The 26247-nt window shown below is 28.5% G+C and carries 21 protein-coding genes; 11 read left to right on the forward strand and 10 right to left on the reverse strand.

Translation table 11 applies throughout. From position 1 onward, the window contains the following. Positions 1–198 precede the first annotated feature (198 nt). From ACRCZX_RS07670 to ACRCZX_RS07685, 4 genes are read right to left on the reverse strand one after another with little or no spacing between them, the layout of a single operon-like run. Entirely contained in the window at positions 199–1347 is a 1149-nt protein-coding gene (locus ACRCZX_RS07670; protein WP_438582337.1) for an iron-containing alcohol dehydrogenase, read from the reverse strand. 33 nt (positions 1348–1380) lie between these two features. Continuing rightward, a complete protein-coding gene (gene hpfG / locus ACRCZX_RS07675; protein ID WP_438582338.1) occupies positions 1381–3891 on the reverse strand; it encodes a (2S)-3-sulfopropanediol dehydratase in 2511 nt (836 codons plus the stop codon). A 22-nt stretch (positions 3892–3913) separates the two neighbouring features. Continuing rightward, positions 3914–4867 carry a (2S)-3-sulfopropanediol dehydratase activating enzyme gene (gene hpfH, locus ACRCZX_RS07680; RefSeq protein ID WP_438582339.1) on the reverse strand — a complete coding sequence of 318 codons (954 nt, stop codon included), beginning with the start codon at positions 4865–4867 and terminating at the stop codon, positions 3914–3916. 22 nt (positions 4868–4889) lie between these two features. Continuing rightward, positions 4890–5909, reverse strand: a complete 1020-nt coding sequence (locus ACRCZX_RS07685) for a LacI family DNA-binding transcriptional regulator (protein ID WP_438582340.1) — start codon at positions 5907–5909, stop codon at positions 4890–4892. Positions 5910–6259: 350 nt separating this feature from the next. Between ACRCZX_RS07685 and ACRCZX_RS07690 the strand changes: the two genes are divergently transcribed. Continuing rightward, on the forward strand, positions 6260–6772 hold the full coding sequence (locus ACRCZX_RS07690; RefSeq protein ID WP_438582341.1) for an FUSC family protein: 513 nt from the start codon (positions 6260–6262) through the stop codon (positions 6770–6772). Positions 6773–6795: 23 nt separating this feature from the next. Here ACRCZX_RS07690 and ACRCZX_RS07695 read toward each other — a convergent pair whose 3' ends face one another. Next, the gene (locus ACRCZX_RS07695) at positions 6796–7239 is read right to left on the reverse strand and encodes a GNAT family N-acetyltransferase (RefSeq protein WP_438582342.1); all 444 of its coding nucleotides are present in this window, start codon (positions 7237–7239) and stop codon (positions 6796–6798) included. Between the two features lie 162 nt (positions 7240–7401). On the opposite strand from ACRCZX_RS07695, the gene ACRCZX_RS07700 reads away from it, so the two are divergent. Together ACRCZX_RS07700 and ACRCZX_RS07705 are read left to right on the forward strand one after the other, a co-directional pair. Next, positions 7402–8235: a mechanosensitive ion channel family protein gene (locus ACRCZX_RS07700; protein WP_438582343.1), complete on the forward strand. Its 834-nt coding sequence runs from the start codon at positions 7402–7404 to the stop codon at positions 8233–8235. A gap of 410 nt (positions 8236–8645) precedes the next feature. After that, complete coding sequence (locus ACRCZX_RS07705; RefSeq protein WP_438582344.1) at positions 8646–9146, forward strand: hypothetical protein; 501 nt, start codon at positions 8646–8648, stop codon at positions 9144–9146. 92 nt (positions 9147–9238) lie between these two features. Here the strand turns inward: ACRCZX_RS07705 and ACRCZX_RS07710 are convergent, their stop codons facing one another. The 5 genes from ACRCZX_RS07710 to ACRCZX_RS07730 form a co-directional block, all read right to left on the reverse strand. Next, entirely contained in the window at positions 9239–9952 is a 714-nt protein-coding gene (locus tag ACRCZX_RS07710; protein WP_438582345.1) for a prolyl oligopeptidase family serine peptidase, read from the reverse strand. Between the two features lie 28 nt (positions 9953–9980). After that, complete coding sequence (locus ACRCZX_RS07715; protein WP_438582346.1) at positions 9981–10751, reverse strand: TrmB family transcriptional regulator; 771 nt, start codon at positions 10749–10751, stop codon at positions 9981–9983. 11 nt (positions 10752–10762) lie between these two features. Next, positions 10763–11620: a sugar ABC transporter permease gene (locus tag ACRCZX_RS07720; protein WP_438582347.1), complete on the reverse strand. Its 858-nt coding sequence runs from the start codon at positions 11618–11620 to the stop codon at positions 10763–10765. Beyond that, complete coding sequence (locus ACRCZX_RS07725; protein ID WP_438582348.1) at positions 11617–12507, reverse strand: carbohydrate ABC transporter permease; 891 nt, start codon at positions 12505–12507, stop codon at positions 11617–11619. Before ACRCZX_RS07725 ends, ACRCZX_RS07720 begins: the two co-directional genes overlap by 4 nt. A 62-nt stretch (positions 12508–12569) precedes the next feature. Next, positions 12570–13808, reverse strand: a complete 1239-nt coding sequence (locus ACRCZX_RS07730; RefSeq protein WP_438582349.1) for an extracellular solute-binding protein — start codon at positions 13806–13808, stop codon at positions 12570–12572. 198 nt (positions 13809–14006) lie between these two features. Between ACRCZX_RS07730 and ACRCZX_RS07735 the strand changes: the two genes are divergently transcribed. Genes ACRCZX_RS07735 through ACRCZX_RS07770 form a run of 8 tightly spaced genes read left to right on the forward strand, consistent with a single transcriptional unit; the run spans position 14007 to position 26233 of the window. Then, positions 14007–15473 (forward strand): carbohydrate porin, encoded by a 1467-nt coding sequence (locus tag ACRCZX_RS07735; protein ID WP_438582350.1) that lies wholly within the window; start codon positions 14007–14009, stop codon positions 15471–15473. Positions 15474–15529: 56 nt separating this feature from the next. Next, on the forward strand, positions 15530–17521 hold the full coding sequence (locus tag ACRCZX_RS07740; RefSeq protein ID WP_438582351.1) for an alpha-amylase family glycosyl hydrolase: 1992 nt from the start codon (positions 15530–15532) through the stop codon (positions 17519–17521). Further along, on the forward strand, positions 17514–19484 hold the full coding sequence (locus tag ACRCZX_RS07745; RefSeq protein ID WP_438582352.1) for an amylo-alpha-1,6-glucosidase: 1971 nt from the start codon (positions 17514–17516) through the stop codon (positions 19482–19484). The genes ACRCZX_RS07740 and ACRCZX_RS07745 overlap by 8 nt, the downstream gene beginning before the upstream one ends. Positions 19485–19509: 25 nt before the next feature. Next, entirely contained in the window at positions 19510–20736 is a 1227-nt protein-coding gene (locus ACRCZX_RS07750; protein WP_438582353.1) for a sugar ABC transporter substrate-binding protein, read from the forward strand. Between the two features lie 21 nt (positions 20737–20757). After that, positions 20758–22062 carry a carbohydrate ABC transporter permease gene (locus tag ACRCZX_RS07755; RefSeq protein WP_438582354.1) on the forward strand — a complete coding sequence of 435 codons (1305 nt, stop codon included), beginning with the start codon at positions 20758–20760 and terminating at the stop codon, positions 22060–22062. Further along, positions 22062–22898: a sugar ABC transporter permease gene (locus ACRCZX_RS07760; protein WP_438582355.1), complete on the forward strand. Its 837-nt coding sequence runs from the start codon at positions 22062–22064 to the stop codon at positions 22896–22898. Before ACRCZX_RS07755 ends, ACRCZX_RS07760 begins: the two co-directional genes overlap by 1 nt. Before the next feature lie 15 nt (positions 22899–22913). Next, entirely contained in the window at positions 22914–24407 is a 1494-nt protein-coding gene (gene malQ, locus ACRCZX_RS07765; protein WP_438582356.1) for a 4-alpha-glucanotransferase, read from the forward strand. Positions 24408–24421: 14 nt separating this feature from the next. Beyond that, the gene (locus tag ACRCZX_RS07770) at positions 24422–26233 is read left to right on the forward strand and encodes a glycoside hydrolase family 13 protein (RefSeq protein WP_438582357.1); all 1812 of its coding nucleotides are present in this window, start codon (positions 24422–24424) and stop codon (positions 26231–26233) included. The last annotated feature ends 14 nt before the right edge of the window (positions 26234–26247 follow it).

Genomic DNA, 26247 nt, shown 5'->3' on the forward strand with positions numbered 1-26247 from the left:
AAAATTTGGAAACGTTATTCCAGATAGAAGAGTGAAGATTTTTAGGGAATTTATGTTTAATATTATTCCAAGTTTGATGGAAATGATTTTCAAAAATATATTTTAAAGGTTTAGTATTTTTATTCATACTGATATTATAAAACGTTATGAAGGGAAAAGAAAAGCAGCTCAGTTATTTTTGAGCTGCTATTTTTTATATTATAAAGCTTTTTTATAAAGGTCAATAATATCATTTATATTTGTTTGTCTTGGATTTGCTAGAATGTTTCCACTCTTCATAGCATCTTTTGCCATTTCTGGAATCATATCTTCTGTTACTCCTACCTCAGAAAGTGATTTAGGAATTTTTAAATCGTTATTTAATTTTTTTAATTCTTCTATAAGTATTTCAGGTTTGAAATTATTAATTACTCCTTTATCTTCACGAATGTAGTTGTAAATGATTTCATAACGTCCATTGTCAGCAAGGGCATTATACTCCATAACTGTGGGAAGAAGAATGGAGTTGGCTATACCGTGTGAAACGTTAAAGAAAGCACTAACGGGGTGGCTCATAGCGTGAACATTACCAAGTCTAGCCCAAGCAAATGAAATTCCAGCAAAGTTACATCCAGTCATCATAGCTGCAGCGGCTTCTTTGTCAGCTCTATTAGCTACAAATCTACGAATGTTTTTACCTATTAACTCCATTCCTTTTTCAGCCATTGCATCAGAGAAAGGGGATGCGTTTAAAGAAATGTAAGCTTCGATTGCATGTATTAGAGCATCAATACCACAAGCAGCAGCTATTGAAGCTGGAGCTGTTATAATCAATTCAGGATCTAAGATAGCATATTTAGGAAGAGTTTCGTAACTAAATACTGAGAATTTATAGTTTCTATCTTCATCTGTAATTACAGATGAAGCTGTCACTTCACTTCCGGTCCCAGCAGTTGTAGGAATTGCAATCATTGGAACAATTGGTCCAGGGACTTTATGATTACCTTCGTAATCTGTTATTTTACCTCCATAATTAGCTAATACTCCAACAGCTTTAGCAACATCAATAGGACTTCCTCCGCCGAAAGCTACAATGCTAGTAGCGCCACACTTTTTATAAAGAGCAGTAGCTTCTTCTACGATTGATACTGTCGGATTTGGAGTAACTTCTAAGTAAGTTGTAAAATTAATTCCACCAGATTTTATTATATCTTCAATTTTTTTTACAACACCTAATTTTTCTAATCCACGATCTGAAATTAAGAAAACATGATTTGAGTTGTTTTCCTTTAATATTCCAGGAAGTTTTTTTAAACTTCCAAATCCAAACTCGATATTTTGTGGTATTTTAAAAGTAAAGTCTTTCATTTTTTTCCTCCAAGAGTTATTTTAGTATATCAATTAAAAACGTAATTCTGTACGTTGAATCAAATCATCTTGTAACGATTTTCCTAACTCTACAAAATAAGCACTGTATCCTGCAACACGTACTAACATATCTGTGTAGTCTTTAGGATTAGTCTGTGCTGCTCTCATAGTTTCAGCGCTCATTACATTAAATTGAACATGCATTCCTTGTTTAGAAATATATTCATCTATAAAACTGATTAAAATATCTCTACCCTCTAAACCTGCTACGGCTTCTTCTGGGAATCTTAAATTTAAAAGAGTTCCATTGCTAGCAAGGCTATGATTTACTTTAGAAACTGAATTTACAATTGCAGTAGGGCCTGAAATGTCATGAGCTCCTCCTGCAGTATGAACAGGTCCCATGTTATCAGAGATAGGCTCTATATTTTTACGTCCATCTAAAGATGCATTAGTATAAAGTCCCATTCCTACATTTGCATTAACTGTAAAGACTCCAGGGCTGAACTTTCCACCTCTAGGATTATCTCTTCCTGCGATATGTTTACAGTAGCATTCGAACATATATTTGAATAAATCATCAGCATAATCATCATCATTTCCATAGTGAGGAATTTTTGAGCTATTTACAAGAGCATAAAGTTTTTCATGCCCTTCCCAATTATCTTTAACTGCTCTAAGTAATTCAGCTCCTGTATGAGATTTGTTATCAAACATAAGTTTTTTTATTGTAGCTAATGAATCAGCACAAGTTGCAATACCAGCTCCTTGAGGTGCGGTTCCGTTATATTTAGCCCCACCTTCTGTCATATCTTTACCAGATTCAATACATCCTTCAAAGAAAGCAGAGACATACGGAGTTGGCTTAACCATTCTATGTATTTCGTCGGTTATGTTTAAACAACTACACAATTGATCTGTCCAATATTGGAATTGTTTATCAACACTTTCTAAAACCTCTTCAAAACTTTTATAAGTTTCTAAGCTTCCAGTGTTTGGTCCTATTTTTTTACCATCTAAAGTACTACCACCATTCAATACCATTTCCATCATTTTAGCGGTGTTTACATATCCAGAATCCAACCAGCCAAATTCTTTTCCAGGAACAGATGGTTCTACACATCCTACAACACAGTAATCCCTTGCTTCTTCAAGAGTCATACCTTTACTTAGCATACCTTTAATTGCAGGTTTATCATTGAATATTTTTGGATGGCCATAACCTGCTCTAATACATTCTACTGTTTTAATTTTTAATTCATAAGGTGTATTTTCATGCATACGAACACATACCCATGGATTCATCATACGCGTATGAACGGATCCTTCTAGCATAAGCAAAGTTAAATCATTAGTTGCATCGTTGCCATGCTTATCAATGCCACCAATAGTTAAGCTTTCACCACCAAATCCACGTCCATTTCTTACTTTAACAGTTCCTTTGTCTTTTAATTTTGTTGGGTTATTCATTTTTACATATTGAACCTCAATAAGCTCTAAAGCAAATTCTTTAGTTAGGTTTTTATTTTTTATATCTTTATCATAGAATGGGAATAACCATTGGTCCATACGTCCATAAGAAATTGAATGACCATTTCCTTCTATTTGTATCATTGTTGTTGCAAAATTAAATAGTTGTAAGGCTTGCCAGAAAGTTTTTGGAGTTCCACCAGCAATAACGTTACAGTTAGCTGCCATAACTTGGAGTTCTTCTTTTCTTTTTTGGTTTTTTTCAATTGAAGCTTTTTCTTCTGCGAGTTGAGCATATCGAAGAATATATTTTTTAGAAGCTTCTAGCATTATGATTGTAGCGTTGTAATAATCTCTTTTAGAACCATATTCAGGATCTTTTTTAGAAAGTTTTTCTAAATATTTTTTTGCTTGAGCAATAGTTCCATCATATCCTAAAGTCATTAGTTTATTGTAATCCATTGCGAAATGGCCTATACCTGCAAAATGGTAGTTGTTTGTTTGAAATATTTTTTCTCCTATATGAGATCCTATCTTTTGTTCTTTATCAAGTCTAGCAGTTATAAGTTCGTTAGATGTTTTACCTTTCCAATATTTACAAAGTTCTAGAATTTCTTTTTTTTCTTCAGAGTTTCTTATGTAAAATTGGTCGTTTGAACGTTCTTCAAATGGAGAATTTAATATTTCATCAATAATCCAGTCTACTGAAAATTCAGGATATATAGGTGATGCCTTTGCAGGTGCTGCAATCTCTCCTAAAATTAAATCGTCATCATAGATATATATTGTTGTATTCATTAGGATATTTTCAAAAGCATATGCACACTGCATTTTTCTTGGAGATGTTTCAAATTTTTTATATGCTTCTGTTACTAATCTTAATCTTTCTACGTCGATATCATAAGGTCTATCTAAAAATGTTTGTCTTAATTTGTTAACTCTTTTAAATGGAGACCAATCTTCGTGATTAACTTTATAGCCAAGACTATAAGTTTTATCAAAAGCTTCAGTTCCTTGAGCAAGAGTATGTTTTTCTTTGTGATTCTTATTAAATACAATAGAATTAATATTCATTTTTTCTCCTTTTAATGTATTTTTATGAAACTTTTTCTTTTGTTCCGACTAAACAATTGATACCTCGACTATTAAAATAAATTGCTATTTTAGCTATGTTTTTTTGAAATGCTTCTCTATCTATTTTTACATTTTTCATTTTGTAAGGTATTCCTAATGAATGATATTTTTCTTCTCCTAAATGCATAAAACTTAAAAGTTGTAGTGTTCTAACACGATTGTTGAGCTCGGTTATTATATAATCTGCTGTTGCTCTTATGTTTTCCATATCATCGTTAATATTTGGAATGATAGGAATTCTTAAAATAAGCTCTTTTCTTTGTTCTGTTATTTTTTTTAAGTTTTTAAGAATTTTATAATTATCTACACCAGTATATTTTTTATGTATCACACTATTCATATGTTTTAAATCTGAAATGATAAGATCTGTATAGGGTAATATCTTTTCAACATCTTTCCATTCACTATAAAAAGTTGATTCAAAGCAGGTGTGTATCTCTTCATCTTTGCAACGTTTAAAAAGTTCTGTTACAAAGTTACTTTGAAGAATAGGATCTCCACCTGAAACTGTAATTCCTCCATTAGAACGATCATAAAAGCCTTTGTCTTTTAATGCTTCTTTCATACATTCATCTACTGACATTAATTTTCCCCACTGTTTAATTGCATCAGCAGGACATTCTTTAACACATTTTAAACAGTTTGTACACTTGGTATTATCTATTGATAATAGTTTGCCATCTTTAAAGTTTAGCATATTTTTATCAGGACAAACCTCTTTACAACCACCACATTTTTCTTCTGAAATACACTTGTTAGTGAATACACCTGGTTGTATATAGTTTTTTAAACTTTCAGGATTACCACACCAATCACATCTCAATGGGCAACCTTTCAAAAAAAATTCTGTTCGAATTCCAGGACCATCATGAAGTGTAAAACGTTGAATATTAAAAACAATACCTTCGTTTGACAATTAACTCACTCTCCATATAAAATTACTTGTTGTTTAGTCTGTTCATTATGATTGAGTTATATAGTATTTTTTTTCGTTTTTTATTTTTTTGAGCGGGATTATTTATTTTCTGAAATAATATTTGAAATGATTTTTTTGCAATATCTTTATTTGGAACTTTACAAGTTATATGATTTTCTTCATCTAATAACATATCTAAAACATCTGAAGTTCCAAAAACTCCTATTGCCATTTTTTCAAAGTTCCAAGAATATTTTTTGTAAGCTTTTAAAAATCCTAGAGCCATAGCATTGTTAGCGATATATATGGTTAATTCTTTGTCTTTGTGATTTTTTAAAATGGTTTCACCTAACTTATATCCACTTTCAAATTTAAAATCTCCATAACTTATTTCACAATCTATAGAAGTCGCATCAAAATCCAAGAGTGCTTTTTTAAAACCTAGAAATCTTTCTTGTCCAGAACTAATATTTAAATTTCCAGATATGAAATGAATTTTTTTAGATTCTTTTTTTAAAAGTTCTTTTGTCAAATGATAACTAGTTGTATAGTTATCTAAGAAAACACCATCAAAGTTAAGGTTTTTAATTTCTCTATCTAGAAAAACAAGTGGGATATTACGTGCTTCTAATTCTTCTAAAAATTTATAGCAGTTGCTATTTTCATATTTTCCAGGAATGTATATAACTCCTTTTACCCTATAATCAATTAAAAGTTCGGTAAATTTTTTTTCTTTTTCGTACTCTCCATTTGTATTACAAAGTAAAATAGTTATTTTTTCTTTCTCAGCACAATTAGAAATAACCTCTACCATTTCAGAAAAAAGAATATTTCCAATATCAGGAACAATAAGACCAACTATTTGATCAGAAACTCCTTTGCTTAATCTGATAGCATGTGAATTTGGAGAGTAATTAAATTGTTTCATAATAGCTACGACTTTTTCTTTTGTAGTAATTGCAACCTTTGAATCGTTATTTATAACTCTTGAAACAGTTGCAACAGATACATTTGCCAACTTCGCAATCTCTTTTATATTCATATTAGTCTCCTACAAATATTATGTAACCCATTATATTTTTACGAAAAAAATGTCTTTAGTTGAACAAAATTAAGGATGTAACTGGTTACATTTAAATATATACTCTATAAAAATAAAAAAGTCAATTTTATTTTTAAATTAATGTTCTTTAAATAAATTTTATCATCTAAAAAAGTTTTAAATGATTTTTTTAAGTATGTAAAAATAATATTTAATCTAAGAAAATTAGAATTTATCTTCAATGAATTGCTTATTTTATATATTTTAAGCTTTTGATTTTTGTTTTCTATTAAAAATATGTTAAAATATTAAATAAAATAAATTGAAAATATAAAATTAAAGGAGTTATGGTGAGTAAAGAATATGACGAAACTTTAAATAAAAGCTTGAGAATATCAATCTCTGTTTTTTGGTGTGTTTTTTTACTAAAAATTTTGCTAAATATAAATCCATTTTATGCAGCAACAGCAGCGGTATCTTGTTTGCAGGGAACAATAAAAGATTCTTTAAAAGTAGGAATTGAAAGAGTTATAGGAACTATTTTTGGTGGAATAGTAGGGTTGTTTGCAATTTACTTTACTCTAATAGAGCCTAGTAATTTTAAGGGAAACTTAATTATGGCATTGTCTATGATTATAATTATTTTTGGATGCACATATATACTTAAAAAACCAGCATCAAATACAATAGCATGTATAGTTTTTTTAGGAATTGTAACAAATATGGATGGAAAAAATCCATATTTTTGGGCAGGAAAAAGAATAACAACAACTATTATAGGAGTGATAATAGCACTGGCTTGTAATTGGTTATTGAATGGAGAGTTTAAGACATTTAGAAAAAATAAAAAGAACAGAAAATAAAACCTCTGCTGAAAATAGAGGTTTTATTTTTTTAAAAGCATATCAATATGAGGAATATTATCTTCTAAATAAATATCAGAAATAGTTTTGAAACCAAAAGAGTGATAAAAACTTTCTAAATAATGTTGTCCACCAATTGTAATGCTATCAAGATTTTTAACATTAAAAAGATAATCAATAGCAGCTTTAACAATCTTTCGACCTAAATTACTTTTTCTAAATTCTTTTCGAACAAGAACTCTACCAAAAGAACTGCTATTATAAGATATACCTGCTGGAATAGTTCTTATATAAGCAGCAATAACATCATTTTCTTTTATCATGATGTGTGTACAGTTATAATCTTTTCCATCAACATCATTGTATGGGCAATTTTGTTCTACAATAAAAACTTCAGAACGAATTTTTAAAATTTCATAAAGTTCAGCTGTTGAAAGTTCGTCAAACTTTTTAATTATTATTTCCAAGAATTCCACCACCTTTTATTTGTTGTTACTTTATATAATAATCTATTTTTAAAGAAAAGAAAAGAAAAAAAGATATTAGTTATTCTATTTTTTTTGTATATAGAAAATTTTATATAAATATAGTATAATACTATAAGAAACAATACCTGGAGGAAAAAGTTGATGGAAAATATTTTAGGGAATATGCTGAATGAGTTTATAATATCACTTGCTAAATATTCACCAATAGTTTTAAAGAAAATAATATATTTAGCTATATTATATATATCTTATAAACCTATTAAAAGTTTTAGTATAAAGTCTTTAAAGAAAATTTTGAGGAAAAAGAATTTTGATGAATTACTAGTAAGTTTTTTATCAACAACATTAAACACTTTGGTTATAGTATTTTATTTTTTAAATTTAGTTCAGATATTAGGATTAAAGATAGCTTCTCTTTTAACAATCTTTGGATCTATAGGTATAGGAGTAGGGCTAGCTTTAAAGGGAAGTTTGTCAGATGTAGCTGGTGGAATTCAAATTTTGGTATCAAAGCCCTTTAAAAAAGGTGATTTTATAATATCTTGTGGAGCAGAAGGTTCAGTTCAAAAAATAAATTTTTTATATACAGCTTTAAATACAGTTGATAATAGAAAAATTATAGTTCCAAATGGAAAACTTTCTTCAGCTATTGTAACAACGGTAACAGGAAATTCAGAAAGACGAGCAGATTTTGTATTCTTTACAGAGAAAGAATGCTCTATAGATAAAGTTAAAGCTGTTTTGTTCGATGTTTTAAATAGTCATCCGTCAGTATTAAAAAATAAAGATATATTTATAAAATTTTCAAAAGAAACAGCTTGTGCAGCAGAATTTATAGTTAGAGTTTGGACTTTGAAAGAGAATTTTAAAGATTTAAACTCAGATATTCAAGAAACAGTAAAGAAAAGGTTTGATGCAGAAGGAATTAGATTCCCTTATCAATCATATGAAGTAAATATTATATCTCCAAGATAAGTCTTGGGGATATTTTTTTATGCTAATGTTTTTAAAATGGATTATTTGTTCTTAAAAAACGAAAATTTAAAAAATGAAATACAAACATTTTATTGTATATAATAGTATGTAATATGTTTGAGGTGTGTGAAAATATATTTGATAGATAAATTTTCAAAATTATTAGGACTCTCAGTGTAGACTCTTAGAAATTGTGATAAAGAAGAGAAAAAAAGTACATAAAAACTTTTTCACTAAAAAAGCAAGTTTCACGAAAATATAAAAAATCTAGGGAGGTGACAAACCGTTACTGTAAGAGCTTAAATATCGTGAAGCTATAGAAAAAATAAAGCTCATTTATAGAAAGAATTTTATAAATAAAAAATTCGATTTGTAGATTTTTATAGATTGATAGTAACGGTTAATCTTATATGGAGGCGACTATACAATTACAAAAATTAAATAAGTTTGAAAGTAAATTAATGAAACATGGAAAAGTTTTAACACTAAAGCCAAAAGGAGATTTAGTAGATAGCTTTTTTTTAGAAAAAGGACACAATATAGAGCATTTAAAAATAGAGAATAAACGACAAAATGAAATATATGAAGAAATTGTAAAAGAAAAAGTTGTAAAAATAATGAATAATTTAAAGCAAAAAGAGCGTTTTATAGGTATTTGGGCCCTAGACACTTTGTTTCATTTAGATCGTTTAGATATATACTATGTTTTAAATAAGTTTCATCAGATTTTAGTTGAGAAAGGTTTGATTTATCTTTCACTTAGATCTGGAGAAGATGACTTTTTAGAAAATGGGAAATGGCATACATGCTTTACAAAAGAAGGAGTTGTAGACTTAATAGGATTTACAGATTTTAGTATAGTAGAAATAGAAGATAAAGATGATCACATAGATTTAATCTTAAAAAAATGAAAATTCAAAGTTTTGAAAATACGTTCAACCCAAGAAATTTTGTCTTTAAAAAGCTTAATTTTCTTGGGTTTTTTCTTTTTATTGTTAAAATATTAATTCTTTTTTTGTAAAAGCATCCATCTCCATAATTTTGAATTTTTATGAGCTTCTATCCAAGCTGATTCATGATTTCCAAATTTGATTATTGTAAAATTGATATTTTTATTTTTTTCTTTTAAAAGATTAAACATATTTTTAGAAAAGTCAATTGAGGTAATTTCATCGTTATCTCCATGGAATATCCAGGTAGGAATATGTTTGATTAAATGTATAGATTTTGGACTTCCAGAACCAGCAATAGGAACAAGAGCAGCAAATAAATTAGGCCTATTCATAGCAGCATTCCAAACTCCTTGTCCACCTCTAGAAAGTCCAGCAATATATATTCTAGATAAATCAATATTTAAAGTTTTAATTAAATTATCTACAAGATCTAATAAAGCACTCATAGATAGTGTTATAGGTGTAGTTTCAAAATCATATTCATCAATAGTTGAACTAGCCCACCTTATACCTAATTCAGTTTGTGGGGATAAAACATAAGAATTTTGAATACTTTGAATTTTGACACTAGAAAAATATTGTGGACCAATGTTAGTTCCTAAATACATTTGTTTTTCGTTATCATTTCCTGCTTCACCAGATCCGTGTAAAAAAATAACTAAAGGTATTTTTTCGGCTGTTTTATTTGGTTTAAAGATTTGATAAGGCAAACATTTTTTTTTATATAAGTGGATTCCTTTTTTCCATTCACCATAAACTTTCATAAATAAAAATCTCCTATTTTAAAATTTTTTAAAATTCTAAAGTTATTATTTTGTTTACATCTTTACCAAATGTTTCTTCTAACTTCATTAAGTGGATATCATTTTTTATATGCTCTGTTACTATATTTGCAAGTAATTTATTTTCAGAATAAGTTCCACAGAACTCACCTTCATAATTACTTCCTATAATTGCTGCAGAACAATCCGCAGCAACCATTATTCTTTTTTCTGATTCTGTTATATTAAAGTTAAAGCTATCTCTTATATATGTTTCAACTCCAAGGCTTTTGTATTCGATATGATTAAAGCTAAATAATATGACTCTTATTCCTTTTTCTTTTAATTTATTAAGCTCTTTTTCAAATTCAAATAAATCCAAGTTTGTATTTATATAAACAATTTTTTCAGCTTTTTTTAATACAGCTCTAAATTTATCTTTTATATCTTCAATAGAATTTAAGTTATAAAATTGTTTTTGTTTTCCACTTACCTCTACTTTTTTAAGTTCCTCTTTTAAAAAGTTTGTAGCATTATTTACTTCTTTTTTGTAATCTTCAAAAATTTGGTTTATATCCATAGTTTCATAAAGTGTAATCTCTTTATCTAAATATGAGTTTATATATCCTTTTTTTTGCAAGATATCTAAGTTTTGATAAACAGTTGTTCTTGGATAACCTAAAGCTTTAGCTATCTGTGAACCATTTCCACCAGGATTTTTTATAAGCTCTAAAAAAACCTCTGCTTCCTTTCTACCAAATCCTATTTTTTCTAAATTTTCTAAAATCTTTTCACTTTCCAATAATTCTCCTCCTATTCTTTAACACCACCAACTGTAAGTCCACCTACAAGGTATTTTGATAAGCTTACAAATAGTATAACTACTGGTATGCTCGTAATTAATGCTGCTGCTGAATATGTTCCCCATTCTGCACTAAAAGAACCTTGAAGATTAACTAATCCAACTGGTAAAGTTAATTTATCTGCTGATGTTAATATAATTCTTGCTATTACAAACTCTGACCACGCCGTCATAAAAGAAAATAAACTAGTTATTGCAAGTGCTGGAGTTGAAATAGGCAATACTATTTTATACATAACTTGCCATACTTTGCAACCATCAATATATGCACTCTCTTCTAAAGACTTTGGAATTGTATCGAAATATCCCTTTAACATCCATACAGAGAAGGGAACTGAAACTGCTACATAAGGAATTAATAATCCTAAAAAACTATTCATTAATTTTAATTTTACTAAAATTATAAACATTGGAAGTAATAACATTGGCGCAGGGAACATCTGAGTTACTAAGAATGTCATCATTCCAACTTTTCTTCCCCAAAACGAGAATCTAGAGAAAGCATACCCCGCTGTTATTGATATAAAAACACCAATTATTGCTGTTAAAATTGAGATAATTAATGAATTTTTTAACCAGATTAATAAATCTGTTTCAAAGATAGCTTTTCTAAAGTTATCTAAAGTAGCATCCTCTGGAATGATTCTTAAGCTTGTTGAAAAAAGTTGATCACCAGGTCTTAAAGCTACCGATAAAACATTTAGTAATGGATAAATAGTTATTAAACAAAATATTATTAGTATTGTATATATTCCTATTATTTTTTTCCAACTATCATTTTTTTCAAAATATGTACTTTTATCAATCATCTAATTTCCTCCTTAAAGATATTACTTTTCTTTACATAAATAATAGAGAAAACTAATAAAAATGCAAATATCAGTACTGAGTATGCTGCTGCAAATCCATATCTATAGAAGTTAAATGCCAATCTATAAACGTCTGTTACTAGTATCTGAGTTTGTTTGTTTCCATAGCCACCAGCTAAAATAATTATAATATTTAGCATATTGAATGTCCAAATTGTTCCTAGAATAATTGCAGGTGTCAATGTTGGCTTCAATAAAGGTAATGTTATATCTTTAAACTTGCTCCAAGGACTAGCACCATCAATATCAGCAGCTTCGTATAATTCAGCTGGTATAGATTGTAATCCTCCTAAAGTTATCATCATCATAAATGGAAATCCTAACCATATATTTGTTATTATAGCAGCATAGAAAGTTAGAGTTGGATCACTTAACCAAGGTAAGTTTTGAATTCCAAACCATCCTAAAATTAAATTTATTGCTCCAAAATTTTGATTAAACATACCTTTCCAAGTAAGAGCTGCAATATATTGTGGCATAGCCCACGGGATTATAAGAAATACTCTTAGTATAGATTTCCCTGGAAGTTTTCTATTTAATAAAACAGCTAAAAACAATCCTATTGTCACATGGAAAAATACATTTACAAAAGTCCAAATTATAGTTTTAACAAATGTCATTAAAACATCAGGGTCTTGGAATACTCTTACATAGTTTTGTAATCCTACAAATCCAGGATTTTTAAATGTTCTTAAACTCATATTAGTTAAAGATAGCCAAAACCCATATCCTAGTGGATAGAATACCATAACTGCCATAACTATAAAAGCTGGTGCTATAAACAAATATGGTGTATTTTTACCTACTAGTCTTCCTTTTTCACTCATAATTTTTATCTCCTTTTAATTTTAGAGGTTGGATTTCTCCAACCTCTTATTTTTTATTATGATTATTCACCTTTAATTATCTTAATTCCATCTATTGCATCTTTTTGCATTTTCTTAGCTGCTTCTTCTGGAGTCATTTTTCCATTTATTACAGCTTCTAAATTTGGTCTCATTGCATCCCATATAGCTCTCATTTCTGGAACCACTGGCATTGGAACAGTATAATTAATTGTTTCAATTGAATTTTGCATCAATTTATCATTTTTCACTGAAGCTAAGTTTCTAGCTGCTTCAATTCCTGGAGCTTGAGATTGATTTAATGCTATCTCTGCATTAACTTCAGGTGTAAATATATAATTGAAGAATTGATTTAATGCTTCGTTTTTTTTATCTGAAGTATTCTCTGATAAAGAATACCCTTTAGATGCATTTGTAAATAATGCATAACCATGTTTTGAAGGAATTGGCATTGGAACTACTCCTAAGTCTATTCCTGCATCTTCATATTCTTTCCAAGACCAAGCACCATTTAATATCATTGCTGCTTTTCCTTGCTTAAACAGTTGAGAAGCTATGTCATAATCCATTCCAGCTTCTCCTAAATTGTATTTAGCTCTTACATCTTTTGCAAATGTTAAAGCACTTACCATAGCTTCATTATCCAAAGCTGGGTTATTATTACTATCAAATATTTCTCCACCAAATCCATTATAGAATCCTACAAACCAGAATGGTTCTTTTTCGTTATATAAGAATCCATATTTTGAATTTGCTTTATCTTTCGGATCAACAGCCGTGTTTGCAGTTGCAGTTTTTAAGAAATCATCCCAATTTTTCGGTGCATTTGATACTATTTTTTTATTATATAGTAAGGCAATTTGATTTCCTAAAAATTCTGGTAATAAGTAAACTTCATTGTTATACATACCACTTTTTAAAGCTCCTTCGTTAAACTGCTTCATCAAATCTTTTGATACAACTTTATCAATCGGTTTTATTAAATCAGAAACAGTAAATATTCCGATATTATCATTTGCTCCATAAACTATATCTGGTCCCTGTCCTGCTAAAGATGCATTTTGAAACTGTGTTCTTAAATCTTCATTAGAGTAATGTACTATATTTACTTTTATATCTGGATTTTTTTTCATGAACTCATCTACTATTTTTAAATAAGTTGGTCTTACTGCTGGTTCCATCTGTTCCCAAAGTGTAATCTCTGTTGCTTTTGCTGAAGCCATTGTTGATAGTAGCATTCCTGCTGCAAATACTAACATTGGTTTTTTTAATATGTTTTTCATTTTACCCCTCCTAGATATTGTTGTATTTTAATTACAACATAATTATTACACCGTTTTTATATAATAGTCAATAGTTTTTTTGAACTATTTAAATAAAAAAAGCTTGTAAAACAAACAAAAAATTTGACAATGGGAATAAAAAGTTATATAATCGATTTGTTGTAAAAAATAAACAACAAATTATGGAGGGGTGTATTCATGAAAAGAGAAAAATTAGTATTTTTGGGATGTCTATTAGTAGCAGCTTCATCTTTAGCAGCAAAACCAATGACGCTTGAACAAAGAGTAATTCAGTTAGAAAAGCTTTTAGAAAAACAAGCTAAAGAAACAGAACAAATTCAAGACCAGGTAATAGAAAAGAAAAAGAACACGAAAGAAGATGTTGCTTTAGTGACTAGAGTTTCAAAACTTGAAAAAGAAGCTGAACTTTGGGAAGTTCATGGATACGCTTCATTGCAATATAGATCAACAGAAGATGGAAGTTCAAGTTCTACAAATTTTGGAAAAGGTGATTATTTCCTAGGTTTACCAGGAACAGGAGAAAGTTCAAATCAAGTTGAACTAGTAGTAAAAAGAAAGTTTTTTGCTGAAAATGGTGTTTTTGGTGATTTAAATTTAAGAGCCGAATATGGAAATGGAGATTCTTATTATTATTCTTCGTCTGGATCAGAGCATGATAACGGAAAAGGACAATTTGAAGTAAAAGAAGCTTTTATAAATATGGGTGGATTTAGTTATTTACCAGAAGGAGCAACAATTTGGGGAGGTAGAAGATTCTTAAATAGAAATTCAACACTTTTAAGTGGAGAGTTCTATAAGCAATCTTCAGGAGTAGGATTTGGATATGAAAGAAATGGATTATCTTTAGCTGTAGTAGGAGTAGATCCAGGTGCAGAGGATGGTAAAGACTCTTCTAACTTAGGTGATGGATTAGGAAGAAGAACAATGACATCATTTGATTTTAATTATGCAGGAATTAAAGTTCCAGGTGGAAATCTTGATTTAGGAGCTAAATACTACATCCAACCAAATGCAAGAGATGCTGATGAAGGAGAAGGAGAAGGAAATCCAGATGCTGCAAAAAATGGATTTGGAGTAGGATTTGTTTATAATACTAACTATTATGGATTTGATGGATTTGCATCTCATGCCTTTAATTATGGATATGGTGTAGGAGCACATGCTACAGGTGGAATGAACTTTGGGCAATGGACAGACGGTGGTCTTAGAGATGCCTATACAATGTTAGCAACAACAAGTGGATTAGTTAATCTTAATGAAAAATGGCAAGTAGCAACAGAACTATCAGCACTTCATGGAGATAAATTATATGGATTATCAGGTGAATTGACTAGAGTAGGATTCTCGTTCCAACCATCATATAAAGTAAATGATAACTTTAGAATGGTTTTAGGAGCAGCAGTAGGAGCTCAAAATATAGAGGATCATAAAACTAACTGGGGTGGACAAGAAAAAGAAACTCAAGTTAGATATGGATTCTCAGTAGCACCAACATTTACATTAAGTAGTGACTATTTTGGTAGACCACAAATTCAACCATATGTAACATGGGTAAAAACAAACTTTGAAAGTGGACTTGGTGGAGATTTACAAAAAGAAAAATCACAAATTATATTTGGAGTTAAGTCAGAAGTTTGGTTCTAAAAAAAAGCACGGATAAATTATATTTATCCGTGCATCAAAAAATTGGAGGGAAAAAATTGTTACAAAAACTTATAAACAACCAGAGAAAAATAGATAAAAAGTATTCAATATCAGATGAATTAGGTGCTAATTATAAATTTGGAGTAACAAAATTTAGTTTGTGGGCTCCAACTTCTAAAAATATTTTTTTGTTAATTTTTGATAAAAAAGATAAACAAAACCTTATTAAAAAAGTAAAGATGCAAAAAAATGCAAAAGGTGTTTGGCATTACAAAGAAAGTGATGCAGATTTAGATGGATATTTCTATCAATATGAAGTTGATGGAAAAAAAGTTTTCGATATCTATTCAAAATCAATGGCTTCATTTAGAATGAGTCCATTAGGTGAAACTCTTGATGGTGACACTGTTGCAAAAGCTGCAGTTGTTGATTTATCAAAAACAATCGATGTAATTCCATTATCAAAAAAAGATATTTTTAGTAGAGAAGATAGTATAATTTATGAAGTAAGTATTAGAGATTTTAGTAGTGAAAAAACATTAAAAACTGAAAATCCAAAAGGAAGCTATAAAGCATTTATAGAGAGATTGGATTATATAAAAGAACTAGGTGTAACGCATGTACAGTTATTACCAATTATGAAGTTCTTCTACAATGATGAAGAGAATAAAGACATGGAGTATGCTTGGAGTTCAAAAAATAACAATTACAATTGGGGGTATGACCCATATTCATATTTCTCACCAGAAGGAGTATACTCGAGTGATAGTAAAAATCCTTATGCTAGAATAAATGAATTAAAAGAAGTTATTAATGAACTTCATAAAAGGGATTTAGGGGTAATATTGGATGTTGTATATACTCATATGGCAGATAAGAATTTATTAGAAGATATAGTTCCTAACTATTATTTTTTCTATGGTGAAAATGGAGAGTATGTAGGGGGATTTGGAAATAATTTAGCAACAACTCAAAAAATGGCAAAAAGAATAGTTTTAGACTCTGTAAAATATTGGTTTGAAGAGTATAAAATAGATGGATTAAGATTTGATATGATGGGAGATGCAGATAAAGAAACAATAGAAGAAGCTTATAAAATAGCAAAAAAAATAAATAGTAATACTATTTTTATAGGAGAAGGATGGAGAACGTTTAAGGGGCATCCTTATGGAGCTGAAGCTGCAGATCAGGATTGGTCAAAAGAAAGTAATGCTGTTGGAATGTTTAGTGATGATTTTAGAAATATATTAAAATCAGGTTATATGAAAGAAGGAAAGCCAAAATTCTTGTCAAATGGAAAAGTAAGTATAAGAAAATTATTTAAAAATATAAAAGCCAGCCCTACAAATTTCGAACCAAATACTCCTGGAAGTGTTGTTCAGTATATAGAGGCACATGATAATGCAACTCTACACGACACAATAGCGATGGCTATGAAATACAGTACAAGTGAAAATCAAGAAGATATACATAAAAGAATTCGAATAGGAAATTTTCTTTTATTAACAAGCCAAGGAACAGCATTTTTACATTCAGGACAAGAGATGGGGCGAAGTAAAGAATGGTTTGGAGAAAACTTACCAGAACAAAAATATATTAAAAATAAATTTGGAACATTTATAGACGATTCCTATGATTCAAGTGATTCTATAAATAATTTCAAGTGGAGTAATTTGCAGAAAAAAGAAAATTTAAAAACATTGGAGTTTACAAAAGAATTGATAAAGTTAAGAAAATCAGAACCAAAATTTAGATACAAATATTTTGAAGATATTGAAAAAAATATGAAACTTTTAGGAAGTAAAAAAGTTAAAAATGATTTGTTTATAGCTTATAAAAATGATGATTATTTGGTAATAATAAATGCAGATAAAAAGAAAAGAGAACTTCAAATTGATTTAAATGAATATATTATTTTGGTTGATGGAGATAGAGTGAACATAAAAGGAATTGAAAATCCAAATAAAATTTCAATAGTTAGAGAAAATACAGCAGAAATAGAATCTCTAAGTTCAATTTTATTGAAAAAAAGGAGAGATTATGAATAGCAAAATATTTATATCTGGTGAAAGTTTAAGAGATTTTGAATCAAATATATTTAAAGAGTATTTGGTGACAAATGGTATGGGAAGTTTTTCAAGTGCTTGTCCAAATGAAAATTACTCAAGACAATATCATGGTTTGTTTATGAGGTCGTATAATTCACCAATAAATAAATATATGGCACTATATAAAGTAGAAGAAAAATTTAATGGACAAATGTTAGGTACATATAAAAAAATAGAGGGTGGAAAAGAAGTTCTAAAAAGAGGAGATAAATATCTTTATAGGTTTTCACAGAATCCATTTCCAAAATTTCAATATAAAGTAGAGAATATGAATTTAGAGAAAGAAATAATAATGTGTCATATGAAAGATTTAGTAGGAGTTAAATACACAACAGACACTTTAGAAGAGATAACAGTAGATGTTCTAATGAACTTTAGGGATATTCATGAACTAAATTCTATACCATTATTAGATTATAAAATAGAAGAATTGAATGGAGTTTATTCAATTATATTAAATAATGAAAAAATGTATTTTTATACGGATGGGATAATAGAGTTGGTTGATTTAGAAGAAGAAATAGAAGACTTTTATGGTGAACTCCAAAACGAGGTAGTAAGAAGTAATATTGTATATGATTTAGCTATAAGAGATCGAGGCGAAAAAAATCTAGATAGTTGTAAAAAAGTGTTAAGAGTTAAATTCTCAGGAAAAAATAACTATACTCTTATAGCATCTTTTGAGAAATTAAATAGCTATAAAGATTTAGAGCTATTAGAAAAAAAAGAGCTAAAAAGATTAGAAAGTTTAAAAGATAAAGAATTAAACAATATATTTTATAATGATTTAAGAGTTGTTGCAGATAAATTCATTGCTCATAAAGAAAGTACAGGTGGAAAAACAATTATAGCAGGTTATCCATGGTTTAATGATTGGGGAAGAGATACTATGATTGCTTTTACAGGTTTAGTTTTATCAACGGGTCGTTTTAGTGATGCAAAATCAATATTAAAAACTTTTAAAAGTTTTTCTGATAAAGGAATGTTGCCAAATAATTTTCCAGATTCAAAAGATATGAAAGCAGATTATAATACAATAGATGGTACTTTATGGTATTTTTATGGCGTACATAAATATTTAGAATATACAAAAGATTATGAGTTTATAGAGAACGAACTATTTAATACACTAAAAGAAATTATAGAATGGCATATAAAAGGAACTAGATATAATATAAAAGTTGATTTAGAAGATGGTTTGTTATTTGGAGGAGATGAAACGACTCAATTAACATGGATGGATGTTAAATATAAAGGGTATACAGTAACTCCTAGATGGGGAAAAGCAGTAGAGGTGAATGCTCTTTGGTATAATGCGTTAAAAGTATTTGAAAATATTTGTTTCAAATTAAATAAGTCGTTTGATTATAAAAATTTAATAAACTTATTTGAAAATAATTTTGAACAGAAGTTTTTAAATGAAAATGGATACTTAAATGATTTTATAGCTTTGGAAGAAAAGAATGACCAAATTAGACCAAATCAGATTTTAGCAGTAAGTTTACCTTATACAATATTATCTAAAAAAGTACAAAAAAATATAGTGGATACAGTAAAAAAACACTTATTGACACCTTATGGATTAAGAAGTTTATCTAACAAAGATAAAAAATTTATTGGTGAATATACAGGTAGTTTGTATAAAAGAGATATGGCTTATCATGAAGGCACAGTTTGGACATGGTTGATAGGACCATTTATAGATGCTTATATAAAAGTATACGATAATAAAAATACAGAATCAATTCTAGAAGCTTTGAAAGATCATTACTATAATGATGCTGGATTGGGAAATATCTCTGAAATATTTGATGGAGAAGAGCCATTTAGAGGAAAAGGATGTTATGCTCAAGCTTGGTCTATAGGAGAAATTTTAAGAGTTTATAGAGAACATATATTATAAATAATAAAATTAATGGAGGGGTAAAATGATTAAAATGTTAAGTAAAGTAGCTTTAGGATTAGCAGTTGCATCAAGTTTTATTTACGCAGAAGAAGTTAAGCCTGAAGCAGGAGCAAAATTGAAAGTTTGGGAATCAGAAGGACCAGAATTAAAATGGATTGAATATGTTGGAGCAGAATTTAATAAAAAATATGGAATAAAAATAGAAACAGAAACTGTAGCAATGACTGAAACAGTTCAAAGACTAGAACAAGATGGACCAGTTGGAACAGGAGCAGATGTAATAGTAATGCCGCATGATAGAATAGGAAGTGGAATAACATCTGGAGTAATAATGCCTAACTATATATCAGGTGAAAGAATAAATACAGAATTTTTAGTATCAGCTAAAAATGCAGTTAGTTGGATGGATGGACAGTTATATGGATTCCCATTATCAATAGAGACTTATGTAATGTTTTACAACAAAGATTTATTACCAAATGGAATTACAACTTTTGAAAACTTAAAAGCTTGGGATAAAGAGAATAAATTTACAGATAAAAAACAAAATAAATTTGGATTTGTATGGGAAGTTATAAACTTATATTATGGTCAAGCTTTCTTAGCTAATCAAGGTGGATATTTAATTGGTAAAAATGGAACTGATAAAAATGATATTGGAGCAAATAATGAAGGAGCTGTAAAAGGATTAGTAGATATGATGTCTTTAAAAGAGATTTCAATAAATAATCCAGGAGATATAAATTATGATTCTATGATGGGGTTATTCAGAGATGGAAAGATAGCAACAATGTTAAATGGACCTTGGGCAATAGAAGGATTAAGAAAAGCAGGAGTAAACTTTGGAATTCAAAAGATACCAACTTTAAATGGAAAAGCTTTGAATCCGTTTTCAGGAATTAGAATCCTTGCTGTAAGTTCATATACAAAGTACCCAAAAGCTTCTCAATTATTTGCAGATTTTGCAACAAGTGATGAAATGTTAAAAAAGAGATATGAAATGACAAAACAAATACCACCTACAAAAAGTATAACTCAGTTAAAAGAGATATCATCAAATGAATTTGTAAATCCAATATTAGAACAAGCAATGACATCAACTCCTATGCCGTCTATTTCAGAGATGGGATTATTCTGGGATCCATTATCTTCAGCATTAAATGATGTTTATTTAGAAAAAGCTGAACCAAAAGAAGCTTTAGATAAAGCTGTAAAAGTAATAAAAGACCAAATATCATTACAAAATTAATCGAGAAAGAGGCGAATAGAATTGAAAGTTGAAAATACAAAGTTAGATTCTAAAGCCAAATCATCAATGCTGATGTCAGCATTGATGATGGGGCTTGGTCAAAGTTACAACAAATTTTTTCTAAAAGGGTTATTATTATTCTCTGTAGAGATAATATTTTTCTTGAATTTAGGAACAATTATTCCTAGAATAAAAGGTTTGATTACACTTGGAGAAAATCCACAAAAGATGGTTAATTTTAAAGTGGTACAAGGCGATCATTCAATATTTATGATGGTAGATGGAGCAATTACTTTAATATTATTATTAGCATTTATAGGATTATATATATTTAATATTTTAGATGCGAAGAAATGTAGTATGATTCCAAATGAAAAACAAAAAAAATTCAAAGATTACATTTATGATATTTACGATAAAAACTTTATAAAGTTGATGCTTATTCCTGGAGCACTAGCAGTTGTATTTTTCGTAGTTTTACCAATTTTTATAACTGTATTAGTTGCGTTTACAAATTATTCAAGTCCTAATAATATCCCGCCGAGAAATTTAGTGGGATGGGTAGGTTTTACTAATTTTATAAATATATTTAAACTAAGTATTTGGAGTAAAACATTTATAAAATTAGGAATTTGGACTATGATTTGGGCTGTTTCAAGCACAATTTTAAATTATGGGTGTGGCTTAATTTTAGCGTTATTAACATCTCGAAATGATGTAAAGTTTAAAAAGTTATGGAGAACAATCTATATACTGCCATATGCAATTCCAGCTTTTGTTTCTTTATTAGTATTTAGATTGATGTTTAGTGGTGTTGGACCAATCAATAATATGATTACAAGTATGGGATTGGAAAAATTACCATTCTTTACAGATTCGACATTTGCTAAAGTAATGTTGCTTTTGATTAACACATGGCTTGGAGCACCATATTTTATGATATTAATATCTGGTGCATTGACAAATATTGATTTAGCTATGTATGAAGCAGCAGAAATAGATGGAGCTACTAAATGGCAACAGTTTACAGAAATAACAATGCCAGTGCTTTTACTACAAACAGCTCCTGTATTAATTTTAAGTTTTGCATTTAATTTTAATAACTTCTCAGCAGTTTATTTATTAACAGGAGGAGGGCCTATAAATTCAGAATATAGGTATGCAGGTTCAACAGATATATTAATAACATGGGTTTATAAATTGACAAAAGAACAAAGTCAATACAATATAGCTGCAGTAATCTCTATAATCTTATTTATATTTATAGCTTCAATTTCAACTTGGAACTTTATGAGATCAAAATCGTTCAAGGAGGAAACAAACTAATGAATATAAAATTTTTCAAAAGAATAGAATTAGGATTTGTATATTTGTTATTAATAATAGTATCAATATTTGTATTGTTACCAGTTCTATGGATAGTATTGGCTTCATTACAAGAAGGAAATAGTTTATTTAGTTCAACACTAATACCTAAAACACTAACAATTAAACATTATGTAGCGTTGTTTAAAGAAACGGATTTTTTATTGTGGTATTGGAATACATTTAAAATAGCAATTGCAAACATGATAATTTCAGTTGTAATTACAACACTAACAGCATATGTCTTTTCAAGATATAATTTTAGAGGAAAAAAAGCTACATTGATAAGTGTACTTGTTTTACAAATGTTTCCATCATTCTTAGCAATGACAGCAATATTTATACTTTTATCAAAGTTAAATTTATTAGATACTTCATTAGGATTAATACTAGTTTATTCAGCAGGTCAGATACCTTATAATTCATGGTTAGTTAAAGGATACTTTGATGGAATACCTAAAACGTTAGATGAAGCAGCAAGAGTTGATGGTGCAGGTCATTTGACAATATTTTTAAAAATAATAATGCCTTTAGCTAGACCAATAATTGTATTAGTAGCTATTACAAACTTTATGGGACCATGGTTTGATTTTATATTCCCTACTTTAATATTAAGAAGTCAAAGCAAAAAAACTTTAGCTATGGGAATATTTGATTGGGTTCAAAAAGGTGCAAATGATAACTTTACAATGTTTGCTGCAGGAGCGATTTTAGTAGCGATACCAATAACAATATTATTTATGATTTTACAAAAACATATTGTAAAAGGATTGGCAGCAGGAGCTGTTAAAGGATAATAAAAGGAGAGAAAGATGTTAAAAAGATCAAGTGGAATATTAATGCACATTTCTTCATTAAGTGGAGATTATGGAATAGGTGATTTTGGAAAATCAGCATATGAATTTGTAGATTTTCTAAAATCAAGTGAACAGAAGTTATGGCAAATATTGCCATTAGGAACAACAGGTTATGGAGATTCTCCTTATCAATCTTTTTCAGCGTTTGCAGGTAATCCATATTTTATAGATTTAAATGAATTTATAGATATGAAATTAATTGAAAAAAAAGATTTGGAAAAATTAAAAGAGATTAATAAAGAAGAGAAAGTAAACTATGAAGCCTTATACAAATATAAGTATGAAGTTTTGAGAAAAGCTTATTTAAATTTTAAAGATTTTGAAAATCTAGAAAAATTTAAAACAAAACATTCTTCATGGTTACCAGAGTATGCTTTATTTATGTCTTTAAAGAATAAATTTAAAGGTGTTTCTTGGCAAGAATGGCCGAGAGAGTTTAAAACTAGAGATAAAAAAATAATGAAAAATTCAAAAATAGAATTAAAAGATGATATAAATTTCTATGTTTTTCTAGAATATTTCTTTAGAAAGCAATGGACGAGTTTAAAAGAGTACGCAAATAAAAATGAAATTAAAATTATAGGAGATATACCAATTTTTGTGTCAACAGATAGTGTTGATACTTGGGAAAAGCCTTGGATGTTTAAATTTGATAAAAAACTTAAACCTAAAAAAGTTGCAGGATGTCCACCAGATGCATTTAGTGAAGATGGACAACTTTGGGGAAATGTTTTATATAATTGGAAAGCAATAAAAAAAGATAATTATAAATGGTGGATTGAAAGAGTAAGAGATTGTTTTAAAATTTATGATGTGGTAAGAATCGATCATTTTAGAGGCTTTGATTCATATTGGTCTATTCCAGCAGCAGCAAAAAATGCTAAAAATGGAAGGTGGGAAAAAGGTCCAGGAATTGATTTGTTTAAAGCTATAAAAAAATCTTTGGGAGAAGTTGATATAATAGCAGAAGATTTAGGTTTCTTAACACCTAGGGTTGAAAGATTACTTAAAGATTCAGGTTATCCAGGAATGAAAATACTACAATTTGGGTTTGGAACAGATGAAAAGAATGCTTACCTACCTACAAATGTAAATAAAAATAGCATTATTTATACAGGGACACATGATAATCAGACTTTTTTAGATTGGTATGAAAATAGTAGAACTGAAGAAAAAGAATTTTGTCATCAATATTTATCAGAATTTTTAGAAAAAACAGAAAAAGAAATAGAAAAGAATGTATTTGATAGCGTAATGGAAGCTATGTGGAAAAGTAAATCAATATATTCAATTGTCCCAATACAAGATTTATTAGGTCTAGGAAAAGAGGGAAGAATGAATATACCATCAACATTAGGTGGTAATTGGGATTGGAGAATAAAAAAAGATGTTCTAAGTCAAGATATGAAAAATAAATTGATTCAGTTAGGTCAGAAATATAAAAGATAAGGAGAACATCTAGAATGATTACAAGAGAAGCAATATATCATTTGCCTAAGAGTAACTATGCCTATGCTTACAGTAATTCAGAACTTCATTTTAGAATTAGAAGTAAGAAAAATGAAGTGGATGAAGTTTTCCTACGAATAGGAGATCCATACGAATGGGAAACTGGTGGGCTTGATGGTGGAAATTTAAATGGAACAGATGCAAAAGGTTGGAGTGGTGCAACTGAAGTAATGATGAAAAAAGAACTCACAACAGAGTATTTTGATTATTGGTTCTGTCATTATACACCACCTAAAAAAAGATCGAGATATGCATTTATATTAAAAGATAAAGATGAAAAGATATTATTTGGTGAAAAACAGATAGATTTATTAAGGAGTGATAAAGATGAATTTAAATTGTCAAATTTAAGTAATTTCTTCTCATTTCCATATTTAAATAAAAAAGATGTTTTAGATGCTCCAGATTGGGCTAAAAATATCATTTGGTATCAAATTTTTCCAGAAAGATTTTGTAATGGAAATAAAGATATTTCACCTCAAAATGTAAAACCTTGGGGTGAGGTACCAACTCATGATAACTTTATGGGTGGTGACTTATATGGATTATATAGTAAGTTAGATTACTTAGAAGAGTTAGGTATAACAGGGATTTATTTGTGTCCAATTTTTACAGGAAATACAAATCATAAGTATGATACTGTAGATTATTATAAAATTGATCCACATTTTGGAGATGAGAAGATTTTTAAAAAAATAGTAAAAAAAGCTCATCAAAAAGGAATTAAAATAATGTTAGATGCAGTCTTTAATCATGTTGGAACAAGTTTTGAATATTGGAAAGATGTTGTAAAAAATGGTGAAAAATCAGAATATGCTGATTGGTTTGTAATCAATAAATTTCCAGTTTATGAAGAAAATTTTAAAATAAATTATGAAACTTTTGCTAATGTAAAGGAGATGCCAAAACTTAACTTGGAAAATAAAGATTGTAGAAAATATATATTAAATATTGCTACCTATTGGATAAAAGAGTATGATATTGACGGGTGGAGACTAGATGTATGTAATGAAATTGATCATAAATTTTGGCGAGAATTTAGAGAAGAAACAAAAAAAGTAAAAAAAGATATTTATATACTAGGAGAAGTATGGCACGATGGATTACCTTGGCTTATGGGAGATCAGTTTGATGCAGTTATGAATTATCCAATTTCAGATGCAATTATCAAATTTTTAAAAAAAGATAAATTAGATGGATTGGAATTGAGCTATGAAATAAATAAAGCAATTGTTTCTTATCCTCAAAATATAACTGAAGTAAGTTTTAATCTTTTAGATAGTCATGATACTGCTAGAATTTTAACTGTATTAAAAAAAGATAAGAAAAAATTAAAATTGAGTATAGCATTATTATTTTTCCAAAGTGGATCTCCTTGCATATACTATGGTACTGAAATAGGTATGGATGGAGACAAACGTAGTAATTGTGAAGATAATAGAAAATGTATGGTTTGGGATGAGAATTTCCAGGATAAAGAATTATATTCTTTTGTAAAAAAAATAATTCAAATTAGAAAAGAGAATAATCAATTTCAAAATACTTTTATTGAATGGATCTTGAATGATGGAGATATATTGGTATTAAAGAAAGAGAACATTTTACTTTTAATAAATTTAAATGAAGAATTTGATATAAATATAAACTTAAATGATTTTAATTCAAAAAAAAGTTTTAAAAATTTATTTACTAATGAGATTATTTTTATAGATGAAAAAAAAATAAAAATAGAAAACAAAGGATTCTTGCTGTTAAAAAATATTTAATAAATAATTAATTA

Origin of the sequence: Cetobacterium sp., from assembly GCF_051658645.1 — a bacterium.
Lineage (GTDB): Bacteria > Fusobacteriota > Fusobacteriia > Fusobacteriales > Fusobacteriaceae > Cetobacterium_A.

Bases quoted from the DNA above. Each gene is read 5' to 3' on its own strand.
- ACRCZX_RS07670 (WP_438582337.1), bottom strand. From the start codon at position 1,347: ATGAAAGACTTTACTTTTAAAATACCACAAAATATCGAGTTTGGATTT.
- hpfG (WP_438582338.1), bottom strand. From the start codon at position 3,891: ATGAATATTAATTCTATTGTATTTAATAAGAATCACAAAGAAAAACAT.
- ACRCZX_RS07685 (WP_438582340.1), bottom strand. From the start codon at position 5,909: ATGAATATAAAAGAGATTGCGAAGTTGGCAAATGTATCTGTTGCAACT.
- ACRCZX_RS07700 (WP_438582343.1), top strand. From the start codon at position 7,402: ATGGAAAATATTTTAGGGAATATGCTGAATGAGTTTATAATATCACTT.
- ACRCZX_RS07705 (WP_438582344.1), top strand. From the start codon at position 8,646: ATGGAGGCGACTATACAATTACAAAAATTAAATAAGTTTGAAAGTAAA.
- ACRCZX_RS07710 (WP_438582345.1), bottom strand. From the start codon at position 9,952: ATGAAAGTTTATGGTGAATGGAAAAAAGGAATCCACTTATATAAAAAA.
- ACRCZX_RS07720 (WP_438582347.1), bottom strand. From the start codon at position 11,620: ATGATTGATAAAAGTACATATTTTGAAAAAAATGATAGTTGGAAAAAA.
- ACRCZX_RS07725 (WP_438582348.1), bottom strand. From the start codon at position 12,507: ATGAGTGAAAAAGGAAGACTAGTAGGTAAAAATACACCATATTTGTTT.
- ACRCZX_RS07730 (WP_438582349.1), bottom strand. From the start codon at position 13,808: ATGAAAAACATATTAAAAAAACCAATGTTAGTATTTGCAGCAGGAATG.
- ACRCZX_RS07735 (WP_438582350.1), top strand. From the start codon at position 14,007: ATGAAAAGAGAAAAATTAGTATTTTTGGGATGTCTATTAGTAGCAGCT.
- ACRCZX_RS07745 (WP_438582352.1), top strand. From the start codon at position 17,514: ATGAATAGCAAAATATTTATATCTGGTGAAAGTTTAAGAGATTTTGAA.
- ACRCZX_RS07750 (WP_438582353.1), top strand. From the start codon at position 19,510: ATGATTAAAATGTTAAGTAAAGTAGCTTTAGGATTAGCAGTTGCATCA.
- ACRCZX_RS07760 (WP_438582355.1), top strand. From the start codon at position 22,062: ATGAATATAAAATTTTTCAAAAGAATAGAATTAGGATTTGTATATTTG.
- malQ (WP_438582356.1), top strand. From the start codon at position 22,914: ATGTTAAAAAGATCAAGTGGAATATTAATGCACATTTCTTCATTAAGT.
- ACRCZX_RS07770 (WP_438582357.1), top strand. From the start codon at position 24,422: ATGATTACAAGAGAAGCAATATATCATTTGCCTAAGAGTAACTATGCC.